Source organism: Aquiflexum sp. (genome assembly GCF_977115555.1).
On sequence record NZ_CDSBKL010000106.1, the window covers coordinates 1 to 11,325 of the forward strand.

Genomic DNA, 11,325 nt, shown 5'->3' on the forward strand with positions numbered 1-11,325 from the left:
GCTTATCTATAGTTCTTTCGGCCAGAAACAATAAGTTGGCAATTTCTTTTGTAGTCATTCCATCCGCTATATACCTGATGATTTTAATTTCTGAAGGAGTCAGGTTATTGGGTTTATCAGCTATTCTCTCTTTGGTTTTTTCCGAAATGATCCCTTCACTCAGGTATATTTCGTTATTTGAAACAACCTTTATGCAATCCAAAAGTTCTTCCACTGCAAAATCCTTTGGAACGTATCCTGAAATATTTAATGATTTGGCTTGCTGATAGATGTAAGACTTCTTATGGAATGTCAGCAGTATAATCTTCGTTTGGATTTCCTTCTCCTGACACATTTTGGCCACTTCCAACCCACTCATCCCAGGCATATCAAGATCCAAAATAGCCAAATTAGGCTCTATCTCCTGAATAAATTTCAGCGCCAAGTCACCATTCGGAGCTTCTCCTATTACATCAAAATTATTTTCCTCCAAAAATCCTTTTAGTCCTTTAAGGAAAAGAGGATGGTCATCAGCAATGAAAATTTTTTGTTTCATATAAAACAGCAAAAGTTTAACTCGGAAATATGCGAAATTCAAGACGAGTGAATCGGAAGATTATTTGGCCGTCTTGAGAAAAATTTGGTCTATGAATACAGATCAAATATAACAAAAAAATAACGGAATTTTATTTATCTCAAAGTATCAATGAGTATTTGCCCGGATAATCTCAACATTGCTGATAGAATCTTTTTCAATTGAAGAGAAAAACATGAGACCTGAAAAAGAAATAACCGAACTTTAAAAAAAGAAAAAAAATAAAAATATGGATCTGCATGATCAAATAATTGAGGGACTAAAGCAAAAAGCCATCCCTGAAAAAGCCGCTTTTTTCCCAAGGTTTTTCAAATCAGGAAAGGGCGAATATGGAGAGGGAGACCAATTTTTGGGTGTTACGGTTCCCGAACAAAGAAAAATCGTCAAACAATATTGGAAATCTTTATCAATAGAAGAGCTTGATGACCTAATCAAAAACCCATACCATGAGGTAAGGCTTACGTCGGTCCTCATCTTGGTTCTTAAATATCAAAAAGCCAATTACGAAGCAGAAAAGAAATTTTTGGTTGATTTTTACCTCAGAAACAGATCCTGGGTCAATAATTGGGACCTGGTGGACAGCTCAGCACATCTGATTTTGGGTGATTTCCTGTTTTTTAAAGACAGGAAAATTCTTTTTGATCTGGCAAAATCAGGGAAACTTTGGGATCAACGGATTGCCATCATGAGTACATTTGGTTTTATCAAGAAAAACGATTTCGTAGACACCATAAAAATTGCTGAAATCCTGCTCCATCACCCTCATGACTTGATTCACAAAGCAGTCGGTTGGATGATCCGTGAGATCGGTAACCGTGATTACGAAACTGCTCGTCAGTTTTTAATAAAGCATTACAAGACCATGCCACGAACCATGCTGAGGTATGCGATTGAGAAATTTGACCCCGAAGCCAAAGGATTTTTTATGAAAAATCTTTAAACAGCCTCAAAACCTCTAACTTAGACCTGTCACAAAACCAAATAGCCATGAAAACCCCACTCCTATTTTCTCTCATTTTTCTTTTCAATATCTCATCCTTTGCCCAATCCATACCTTCTAAGGATGTTCAGATCAAAACTGCTTTGATGGCTGCTCCTGATGATAAAAGAGAAGGTGCGACGGTGTATGGATTTGATGAAAAAGGATCCTTTATATTATTAAGGAAGGGAACCAATGAAATGATCTGCTTGGCTGATGACCCAAACAGCCCCGGATTCAATTCTTCCTGTTACCACAATACTTTGGATCCTTTTATGGAAAGGGGACGGCAGTTGAAGAAAGAAGGGAAAACAGCCAAAGAGATTTTTGACATCCGGGAGGAAGAAGCCAAATCCGGCAAACTGATCATGCCCAAAGATGGCGCAACTTTATTTGTCTTGAGCGCCGATGCAGTAGATTACAATCCTGAAACGGGTGAAGTGAAAGATCCTTACCTGCGCTATGTGGTGTATATCCCTTGGGCCACGGAAGCGAGTACCGGTCTGCCACTAAAGCCATCAGGTCCGGCCATGCCATGGATTATGGATCCCGGAACACATAGGGCACACATTATGATCAATCCACCGAGGGATTAGAGAACCAAAAGCCTCCGAATTTACTCAATTCGGAGGCTTTTGATTTAAGGCATTTCAGTAGAGCAGGACTGTTATAATCACTTCTTCCACTTTGCCTGCGTCTTCATTTGGTTTCTGTTTCGCTTGGCTTTGGAGTTTTTGTTGCCGCGTTTCTTTTCGACTTTGTTGGGGTTGGCTTTTGGAATGGCTTTTTTCTCATGGAAGCCACCCTTGAAATCCGGGTTCATCTTTCTTTTTTGCCCATCGATTTCCCTTTCGTAAGCTTGCTTTTCTTCAAACGGCGTAGCTGAAACTTCCACTTCAACAGGAATCTGCACAGTCGGCACTTCCATGCGGATGATTTCTTCTATTTTCCCAAAATGGTATTCCTCAGCCGGATTGACAAAAGTGATGGCAATGCCTTCATTTTCAGCCCTTCCTGTCCTGCCGATGCGGTGCACATAGTCTTCATAGATAAGTGGTACGTCAAAATTAACCACATGGCTGACCATACTGATATCGAGCCCCCTTGCTGCCACGTCAGTCGCAACCAAGATTCTGACATCTCCTGCCTTGAAATCTTCCATGGAGTTGATTCGGGTGTTTTGTCCTTTATTGGCATGGATGACACGGATTGTACCTAGTTTCTTTTTGTCCAGGTAGCTAAAAACCAATTCCGCATTCTTTTTCGATTTGGTAAATACCATGATCCTTTTGACATCGCTGCTCTCTAGGATATGGATCAAAAGGCCGGTTTTCGTTTTGATATTGGGCACCAAATATTTGACCTGATGGATGGTCTCGGCAGTAGTTGCCTGCGGAGAAACTTCCACGCGCTCCGGAAATTCCAAAAATTCATAAGAAAATTTCTCCACCTTCTGTCCAAAAGTGGCAGAGAAAAGGAGGTTTTGGCGCTTGGTGGGAATGATCTCGAGTATCGACCTGATCTGCGGCATGAAGCCCATGTCCAGCATTTTATCAGCCTCATCCAAGACCATTGTTTTGATTTCCTTGGTGACGATTTCACCTTTTCGGTAAAGGTCCAAAAATCTTCCCGGAGTGGAAATGATGATGTCTACCCCCTTTTGAAGTTTTTCAATCTGGGTTTTTGGTCCCAAACCGCCATAAAGAGAAACGTATCTCAAGTCTGTATTTTTGCCAAAAACGATTACTGCTTCTTCGATCTGCATGACCAATTCCCGGGTTGGAGCCAATATCAATGCCCTTGGAAGCATCCCTTGAGCATACTTGATTTTCATCAGAATTGGCAAGATGTAGGCGGCTGTTTTGCCGGTTCCGGTCTGAGCAATACCCAATACATCATGGCCGGCAAGGGCCAATGGAATCGCTTTGTCCTGAATAGGAGTAGGTTTTGTATATCCGGCCTCTTTTACAGCGTCGAGGAGCTGCTTATTTAATTTATAATTTTCGAAAATTTGAGGGCTATCGGACATGTTTTGTATTTTTGGAGAAAAAGAAACACAAGGAATTAAATTTAAGGTCTTGAAATTTCTTCAGTTTAGGAAAATCAGCTTAAATGATAGGTGTTTCTATGATTAAATTTCCCATCTCATAAAGAAATTCATGAAAAGTATTTTAATCACCGGTGCAAATATAGTGAATGAAGGCAAGATAACCCTCGCCGACATTATTGTTCAAGACGGAATGATCTATAATATTGGCCCGGATCTGTCAGATTTTGAAGCAGATATCCATATTGATGCTACAGGAAAATATGTTTTCCCCGGCCTGATAGACGATCAGGTGCATTTCAGAGAACCCGGATTGACACACAAAGCTGATATTTATACCGAAAGCAAATCCGCTGTGGCGGGTGGTGTCACCTCTTATATGGAGATGCCCAATACGGTCCCTCAAAGCACTACTATTCCACTTTTGGAAGAAAAATACAGTATCGCGGCCAAAAAATCTCTTGCCAATTATTCTTTCTTTTTTGGTGCCACCAATGACAACATCGAAGAAATACTGAAAGTCGATCCGGAAAATGTCTGTGGCATCAAGGTATTTCAAGGTTCATCCACCGGAAATATGTTGGTTGACAATCCTGAAAGCCTGGAAAGAATCTTTGCTGAATGCAAGCTACTGATTGCCACGCATAGTGAAAATGATGATATCATCAAAGCCAATCTGGAAAGGTACAAAGCCCAATATGGAGAGGATATTCCTGTCAAGTTTCACCCAAAAATCCGGTCAGCAGAGGCTTGTTTTGATGCTTCAAAGAAAGTCGTTGCTTTGGCAAAAAAATATGGGAGCAAACTTCATGTCCTTCATATCAGCACAGCCCGGGAAGTGGACCTGTTTGACAATTCCATTCCTTTAGAGCAAAAACGCATCACCGCAGAAGCTTGTATCCATCATCTTTGGTTTTCGGAGGAAGATTATAAGGAAAAGGGAAATCTAATCAAATGGAATCCTGCTGTAAAGACCAAACAAGACCGTGCACGTATTCTTGAAGGTGTATTGGAAGGGAGAATTGACGTCATAGCCACTGACCATGCTCCTCATACTTTAGAGGAAAAATCAAGGCCATATACCTCTGCCCCATCAGGAGGCCCATTGGTCCAACACAGCCTTGTCGCCATGCTCGACCTGTACCATGATGGTAAAATCAAGCTCGAGGAAATCGTACAGAAAATGTGTCATAATGTTGCCATCCTTTTCGAAATTGATAAAAGAGGTTATATCCGTCCCGGATATCATGCCGATTTGGTGATCGCCGATTTAGACAATCCATGGAAAGTTGAAAAATCCAATATTCTTTCCAAATGTGGATGGTCACCATTTGAAGGACATGTTTTCAAATCAAAAGTCACACACACAGTGGTTTCTGGACACTTGGCTTACGAAAACGGAACTTTCCATGAAGAAAAGAAAGGTGATCGCTTAAAATTTTCAAGAAAAATTTGAAAAATGCTATTGCTTTCGGAATACCGAAATATTACCTTTGCAGTCCAATCTGATAAATGATCAGAAAAGAATAAAATGGTGGTTGTAGCTCAGCTGGTTAGAGCGCTGGTTTGTGGATCCAGAGGTCGCCGGTTCGAACCCGGTCTTCCACCCAAAAACCCCTGTCTCGGATAGGGGTTTTTATTTTTAACTACTTTCAATGAACCCAAATGGCACAAAATTTGTATTAGTGGTTAAAATTAAATTTGAAAGGCAATGTTTACATTATTCAACTCCTCGCCAAGATTTCCTAAAGTCAATCCGGTAAATCTCAAATTCGTACAGCAGTATATTGTCAAGTTTGAGGAATCCCTCAGAAATTTCGAGGAACTGCAAAAAGAAGGGGCACTCTCTTAATCCAAGAATAATTTAAGGTTATGGAAACATAACCTTTATTTTTGTCCCAATAAATTTTTCTTTCGCATGCAAAAAAGTATTTTTATGGAAATCTCAAACTTTTGACCAAATGAGTTATATCCACTTTGACAAAACCCAATTAATTAACCTCAATTACTCACTTGACAGAGAAATAATTCGAACCAATAGAGGCGGATGTTATACAAGCACGACCATAATCGGCTGTAATACCAGAAAATACCATGGCTTATTGGTAGTTCCACAGCCTCAAATTGACGAACAACTTCATGTGATGTTGTCTACTGTCCATGAGACAGTTATTCAAAGAGGAGCGAGTTTTAACCTTGGGATCAGCAAGTTTCCCGGAAATTATTCGCCAAGGGGACATAAATATTTGGAAGACTTTGATACTGAGCCAATTCCAAAACTCACTTATCGCGTCGGTGGGGTTTTACTTCAAAAAGAGATAATTTTGGATACCAACCGGGATCGTGTAATGATCAAATACACTTTATTAGAGGCCCATTCGCCTACAAAGATTCGGATCAGTCCATTTTTGGCTTTTAGAGGCTACCATAACCTTTCAAAAGAAAATGACAGGATAAACAAAGAATTTGAAAAAGTACCAAACGGAGTGAAATTCCAACTCTACCCAGAGTACTCTCCCCTATATCTCCAACTTTCAAAAAGAAATGAATATATTCCAAAACCGGAATGGTATTATAACATTGAATATATCATGGAGCGGGAAAGGGGATATGAATATCAGGAAGACCTTTTTGTTCCCGGAACTTTTGAATTTGATATTGCCAAAGGTGAATCAGTCATATTTTCAGCCGGACTTACCGACGCTGATCCAAGCACAAGGCAAAGGGCTTTTGAAAAAGAACTTGCCCGAAGGATTCCGAGAAACAATTTTGTCAATTGCCTCAAAAACTCTGCAGGGCAGTTTATCCAAAAAAGAGATGGCAAAACCCATGTCATCGCAGGCTATCCGTGGTTTGGCTGGTGGGGTAGAGATACCTTTGTAGCATCACCGGGATTGGCTTTGACACAAGGCGATAATGATACTTTCCTCGACATCATGGATACCATGGTTGCAGACCTTCATGGTCCTTTGTTTCCAAATGTAGGCAGCGGTGTGATGAGGAATCTTGCCTCGATGGATGCTCCACTTTGGTTCTTTTGGTCTTTGCAGCAATACATCAAATTTACAGGCGATACTAAAACTATCAAGAAAAAATACCTTGAAAAAATGAAAGGTATCATTGATGGATACAGAAACGGAACAGATTATAATATCCACATGCTTGGAAATGGACTGATGTACGGAGGTCAAGAGGGAGTCGCTCTCACTTGGATGGATGCTGTCAATTCTGATGGTCCCGTCACACCAAGAATCGGTTGCCCTGTTGAAATCAATGCTTTGTGGTACAATGCTCTTTGTTTTTATCATGAACTGACCAATGATTCTGAAATCAAAGATTTGTCCGAATTGGTGAAAAAATCATTTGTTGAGGTTTTCTGGGATGAGAAAAAGGGTTATCTGGCAGATTATGTGAATGGTGACTTTAAAGATTGGTCCATAAGACCAAGTATGGTTTTTGCTACTTCCCTTCCTTATTCTCCGTTGGAGGAAAGTCAGATGAAAAGTATTTTGGAGATTGTCAAGTCAAAACTTCTTACTCCTAGAGGCTTGAGATCATTGGCGCCCGACGATCCTGGATACAAAGGCTATTACCATGGAAATCAATACACAAGGGATATTGCCTATCATAACGGTACTGTATGGGCTTGGCTTTTGGGGCCTTTTGTAGAGGGGTACCTTAGGTTACATGGCAAATCCGGGAAAAAATTTGTAGAAAAATTAGTGCAGGCATTTGACGATGTCATGCCGCAATACGGTATAGGAACTGTCGCTGAGATATACGATGGAGATCCTCCACACAGACCAAAAGGGGCTATCTCTTCAGCATGGTCTATCGGTGAGTTATTGAGAATGATGTATATTTTGGAAAAAGTTTAATTCGGTCTTATGAAAATATTAATGTTCGGCTGGGAATTTCCTCCACATATTTCCGGAGGCTTGGGTACAGCTTGTTATGGTTTGGTAAAAGGCTTAAACCATCACAACCAAGAGGTTATTTTTGTGGTGCCGAAATTATGGGGTGATGAAGAACCACTGGCGGATTTTGTCAATGCAAGCGATGTCGTCATCGATTATCGGGAAAGAAAGTTTAAGAAAATTTGGAAGAATCTTACTTACCTTGAAGTAAGTAGTTTTTTGGTTCCTTACTTAGGACCTGAAGAGTTTAAGAAATACACTGACTTCACCATTCATGACAGGACTGATGTGGATGATAGCGTTTTTTCCAATAAGTTTGAGTTTAGCGGAAAATATGGAAAAGACCTTATGAAGGAAGTTTCCAGGTATGCCCTTGTTGCTGCCCAAATCGCAAAATCCAAAGAACATGATATCATCCATGCCCATGACTGGCTGGCTTTCCCTGCAGGAATTGCTGCAAAAGAAATAAGCGGAAAACCACTTGTTGCGCATATTCATGCCACAGAATTTGACCGGTCAGGTGAATCAGTTAACAAACCTGTTTATGACATTGAAAGAGCAGGAATGCATGCTGCTGACCATGTCGTAGCTGTAAGCCATCTGACAAGGAATGTGGTCATCAATAAATACGGAGTGCATCCTGACAAAGTCAGCGTCCTGCACAATGCCGTATTGGATGCAAGCATCATCCATTCAAATACAAGAAAGCATGTGCCTGAAAAAATTGTGACATTTTTGGGAAGGATTACATTCCAAAAAGGACCAGAGTATTTTGTGGAAGCTGCAAAAAAAGTAATTGACAGGGATCCAAATGTTAGGTTTGTTATGGCCGGAAACGGAGATCTTCTCAATAAAATGATAGTCCGAGTAGCGGAACTCGGAATGGGTACAAAATTCCATTTCACCGGATTCCTCAAGGGAAAAGATGTGGATGACATGTATGCCATCAGTGATGTTTATGTCATGCCTTCCGTATCCGAACCATTTGGAATAGCTCCGCTTGAAGCCGTAAGGCACAATACTCCTGTCATCATCTCCAAACAATCGGGTGTTGCCGAAGTGCTGATAAATGCCATCAAAGTAGATTTTTGGGATGTGGACGCCATGGCTGACGCTATTTTTGGATTGCTTCACTATGAAAGTATTTCGAAGATGTTCAAGGAACTTGGAAGTGAGGAATTGAAGAAATTGAAGTGGGAGCATGTTGCCGCCAAACTAGTTAAAGTATACGAAAAGACCATAAAACAACAGCCATGAGAACAATCTGTTTTTACTTTCAGGTTCACCAGCCTTTAAGAATCAAGCCTTATCGCTTTTTTGATATTGGTGATGATCATTATTATTGGGACGATTACAGCAACAAAAGCATTATCAGAAAAGTAGCCCAAAAATGCTATCTGCCAATGAATGCGCTTTTACTCGATCTCATCCACCTCCATCAGGGAAGATTCAAAGTGGCTTTTTCCATTTCAGGAGTATGCTTGGATCAGTTTGAAGCATTTGCACCTGATGTACTGGAAAGTTTCAAGAAACTGGTGGCCACAGGTCATGTTGAAATTTTGGCTGAAACAGATGCCCATGCCTTGTGCTCTTTGAAAAGCAAAGGAGAGTTCACAAGAATGGTCGGTAGACATGCTGAAAAAATAAAAAGACATTTCAACGGGTATACCCCAAAGGTTTTTAGAAATACAGAATTGATATATTCTGACAAAATCGGTGGAATGGTAGCAGAGATGGGCTATGAAGGGATGCTGACCGAAGGAGCCAAGCATATTTTGGGATGGAAGAGCCCAAATTTTGTTTACCAAAATGCGATTGACCCCAATCTCAAAATACTTCTTAAAAACTTCCAACTCAGTGATGACATCGCCTTTAGATTCAGCAATAAGACTTGGGCAGATTATCCTCTGACCACAGAAAAGTTTGTCACTTGGCTCAATGCCGTACCAAAGGAACAGGAAGTGATCAACCTATTTATGGATTATGAAACCTTCGGTGAACACCAATGGGCGGAAACCGGAATTTTTGAATTCATGAAAGCACTTCCAAGTGCTGTTCTAAAATATACTGACTTCAATTTCTCTACTCCTTCTGAGGTAGTTGCAAATGGAACTCCGGTAGCAAAGATCCACGTACCAACCCCAATATCATGGGCAGATGAGGAAAGGGATTTGACAGCTTGGTTGGGAAATGACCTTCAAAATGAAGCTTTTTCCAAACTCTATGAAATGGAAACCCGAGTCAAAAACATCGAGGATGAAGAAATCCAAAGAGATTGGAATTACCTGCAGACCTCGGATCATTTCTATTACATGTGTACAAAATTCTTTTCAGACGGTCATGTACATTCCTATTTCAGTCATTACGACACGCCTTATGATGCATTTATAAACTACATGAATGTTTTGAGTGATTTCATTCTCCGGGTCAAAATGAAAGAAAACGAAATGGCTGAAGCCGAAGAATAAAGGAAATATAATTCAATAAAAAGAGGCTTGGTAAAACAAGCCTTTTTAATTCCTAAAAATACTGAGTAATGAAAATATCGCTTTTGTTGATACCAATATTTGCCTTCCTGGGATCTTGCATGGTCACAACTGAAAAAAAAGAGTCCATAGAAGAAAAGGAGGAAATCATTGTCCGATATGACCGGCCTGACGCTGCCATTCTCCGCGGTGTTTATATTCCAAAAGGTAAAGAATATTTCTATACCTCGGGTTTAGTCGCTCCTGTGAAGGATGAGAATGCGGTTCCTGGCACATATGGTAGATATGGAGATACCTATGAGCAAAGTATTGGGGTCTTGCATCGGATCAAAGCTACTATCGAGGAAGCCGAATTTACGATGGAAGATGTGGTCTTTCTCCGTGTTTATCTTGCTCCGGACAAAGAAGGAAAAATTGATTGGGATGCATGGTTCAAGGCTTATGGGGAGTTTTTCAATAATGAGGGAAACCCAAATAAAGTAGCACGATCTACCATCGGAGTGCATTCCCTTGCCAATAAGGAATTATTGATAGAAATAGAAGCCGTAGCAGCAAAATGAAAAGATTCATTCCAATTTATTCACTCGTCATTTCTTTGTTTCTTGGATCCTGCGCTTGCGACGGAGAGACAATGGTCAAAGGGATGATGTGGGGATTCAGTAAAATTGCTGGAGAAGGGTATATCCCTTCCGGGGAAATCATGGCTTTGGGGGAATTTGAAAGTGTGGAAGTGAATGTTACCCAAGAATACATTGACGGAGAAAGCCAAGGAACCATAGATCTCAGACTTTTCAATGGTAAAAGTGCTGAAATGAGGTATAGCGAAGAAAATGTGGCAAGAAAATGCGCCGAGCTGTATTCCCAAGGATACTCCAAAATCGAGGACTACAAAACCATCAAAATCACATTTATCCAAACAGATCCTTTAAATGCTGAAAATTATGCGATCAGTGAGTACACATTTGAAGTAAAAGACTTGTTAACAACTCAAAACTCTGAAGAAAATGGAAATTGACTACAATGCGGATTTCAAGCATCCTACAGTAAAAACCAGTGACTGGTTTTTGACCATATTGATTGCCAATATCCCTGTAATTGGTTTTATCATGCTCATCGTATGGGCATTTGACAAAACAGGAAATCCAAACAAAGCCAATTGGGCCAAAGCAAAACTGATCTGGTATGCTGTCGGATTAGGAATATTGATCTTGTTTTTGCTAATGATTGGTTTTGGAACCATTTCGGGAATTTTTGATGAAATCGACTGGAACGATTTCCAATAAACCCATCATATCAATCCATCTCCGCTGTCGGATTCGTCT

General features: G+C 40.4%; 12 protein-coding genes and 1 tRNA gene. 11 read left to right on the forward strand and 2 right to left on the reverse strand.

What is annotated here, in order from left to right:
* Positions 1 to 535, reverse strand: a 535-nt coding sequence (locus tag ACZFYI_RS08475; protein ID WP_462523691.1) for a response regulator, incomplete at its 3' end; no start/stop codon positions are given.
* 268 nt (positions 536 to 803) lie between these two features.
* Here ACZFYI_RS08475 and ACZFYI_RS08480 point away from each other — a divergent pair.
* Together ACZFYI_RS08480 and ACZFYI_RS08485 are read left to right on the forward strand one after the other, a co-directional pair.
* Complete coding sequence (locus tag ACZFYI_RS08480) at positions 804 to 1,514, forward strand: DNA alkylation repair protein (protein WP_462523692.1); 711 nt, start codon at positions 804 to 806, stop codon at positions 1,512 to 1,514.
* A gap of 47 nt (positions 1,515 to 1,561) precedes the next feature.
* Positions 1,562 to 2,149, forward strand: a complete 588-nt coding sequence (locus ACZFYI_RS08485; protein ID WP_462523693.1) for a hypothetical protein — start codon at positions 1,562 to 1,564, stop codon at positions 2,147 to 2,149.
* Between the two features lie 77 nt (positions 2,150 to 2,226).
* On the opposite strand, the gene ACZFYI_RS08490 is transcribed toward ACZFYI_RS08485, so the two are convergent.
* Complete coding sequence (locus ACZFYI_RS08490) at positions 2,227 to 3,582, reverse strand: DEAD/DEAH box helicase (protein WP_462523694.1); 1,356 nt, start codon at positions 3,580 to 3,582, stop codon at positions 2,227 to 2,229.
* Between the two features lie 130 nt (positions 3,583 to 3,712).
* Here ACZFYI_RS08490 and ACZFYI_RS08495 point away from each other — a divergent pair, with 130 nt between their 5' ends.
* From ACZFYI_RS08495 to ACZFYI_RS08535, 9 genes are all read left to right on the forward strand, one after another.
* On the forward strand, positions 3,713 to 5,056 hold the full coding sequence (locus ACZFYI_RS08495) for a dihydroorotase (RefSeq protein WP_462523695.1): 1,344 nt from the start codon (positions 3,713 to 3,715) through the stop codon (positions 5,054 to 5,056).
* A gap of 77 nt (positions 5,057 to 5,133) precedes the next feature.
* Positions 5,134 to 5,209, forward strand: a tRNA-His gene (locus ACZFYI_RS08500).
* 102 nt (positions 5,210 to 5,311) lie between these two features.
* Positions 5,312 to 5,452 carry a hypothetical protein gene (locus tag ACZFYI_RS08505; RefSeq protein ID WP_462523696.1) on the forward strand — a complete coding sequence of 47 codons (141 nt, stop codon included), beginning with the start codon at positions 5,312 to 5,314 and terminating at the stop codon, positions 5,450 to 5,452.
* A 109-nt stretch (positions 5,453 to 5,561) separates the two neighbouring features.
* Positions 5,562 to 7,478, forward strand: a complete 1,917-nt coding sequence (locus tag ACZFYI_RS08510) for an amylo-alpha-1,6-glucosidase (RefSeq protein WP_462523697.1) — start codon at positions 5,562 to 5,564, stop codon at positions 7,476 to 7,478.
* Positions 7,479 to 7,487: 9 nt separating this feature from the next.
* Entirely contained in the window at positions 7,488 to 8,774 is a 1,287-nt protein-coding gene (locus tag ACZFYI_RS08515) for a glycosyltransferase family 4 protein (RefSeq protein WP_462523698.1), read from the forward strand.
* On the forward strand, positions 8,771 to 9,985 hold the full coding sequence (locus ACZFYI_RS08520; RefSeq protein WP_462523699.1) for a glycoside hydrolase family 57 protein: 1,215 nt from the start codon (positions 8,771 to 8,773) through the stop codon (positions 9,983 to 9,985). The genes ACZFYI_RS08515 and ACZFYI_RS08520 overlap by 4 nt, the downstream gene beginning before the upstream one ends.
* Positions 9,986 to 10,053: 68 nt before the next feature.
* Positions 10,054 to 10,563, forward strand: a complete 510-nt coding sequence (locus tag ACZFYI_RS08525) for a RidA family protein (protein ID WP_462523700.1) — start codon at positions 10,054 to 10,056, stop codon at positions 10,561 to 10,563.
* Positions 10,560 to 11,018 (forward strand): hypothetical protein, encoded by a 459-nt coding sequence (locus ACZFYI_RS08530; RefSeq protein WP_462523701.1) that lies wholly within the window; start codon positions 10,560 to 10,562, stop codon positions 11,016 to 11,018. Before ACZFYI_RS08525 ends, ACZFYI_RS08530 begins: the two co-directional genes overlap by 4 nt.
* Positions 11,008 to 11,286, forward strand: a complete 279-nt coding sequence (locus ACZFYI_RS08535) for a hypothetical protein (RefSeq protein ID WP_462523702.1) — start codon at positions 11,008 to 11,010, stop codon at positions 11,284 to 11,286. Before ACZFYI_RS08530 ends, ACZFYI_RS08535 begins: the two co-directional genes overlap by 11 nt.
* The last annotated feature ends 39 nt before the right edge of the window (positions 11,287 to 11,325 follow it).

Excerpts from the sequence above, each read along its gene's own strand:
- ACZFYI_RS08490 (WP_462523694.1), bottom strand. The coding sequence starts at position 3,582 with ATGTCCGATAGCCCTCAAATTTTCGAAAATTATAAATTAAATAAGCAG.
- ACZFYI_RS08495 (WP_462523695.1), top strand. The coding sequence starts at position 3,713 with ATGAAAAGTATTTTAATCACCGGTGCAAATATAGTGAATGAAGGCAAG.
- ACZFYI_RS08520 (WP_462523699.1), top strand. The coding sequence starts at position 8,771 with ATGAGAACAATCTGTTTTTACTTTCAGGTTCACCAGCCTTTAAGAATC.
- ACZFYI_RS08525 (WP_462523700.1), top strand. The coding sequence starts at position 10,054 with ATGAAAATATCGCTTTTGTTGATACCAATATTTGCCTTCCTGGGATCT.
- ACZFYI_RS08535 (WP_462523702.1), top strand. The coding sequence starts at position 11,008 with ATGGAAATTGACTACAATGCGGATTTCAAGCATCCTACAGTAAAAACC.
- ACZFYI_RS08530 (WP_462523701.1), top strand. The coding sequence starts at position 10,560 with ATGAAAAGATTCATTCCAATTTATTCACTCGTCATTTCTTTGTTTCTT.
- ACZFYI_RS08485 (WP_462523693.1), top strand. The coding sequence starts at position 1,562 with ATGAAAACCCCACTCCTATTTTCTCTCATTTTTCTTTTCAATATCTCA.
- ACZFYI_RS08505 (WP_462523696.1), top strand. The coding sequence starts at position 5,312 with ATGTTTACATTATTCAACTCCTCGCCAAGATTTCCTAAAGTCAATCCG.
- ACZFYI_RS08480 (WP_462523692.1), top strand. The coding sequence starts at position 804 with ATGGATCTGCATGATCAAATAATTGAGGGACTAAAGCAAAAAGCCATC.
- ACZFYI_RS08510 (WP_462523697.1), top strand. The coding sequence starts at position 5,562 with ATGAGTTATATCCACTTTGACAAAACCCAATTAATTAACCTCAATTAC.
- ACZFYI_RS08515 (WP_462523698.1), top strand. The coding sequence starts at position 7,488 with ATGAAAATATTAATGTTCGGCTGGGAATTTCCTCCACATATTTCCGGA.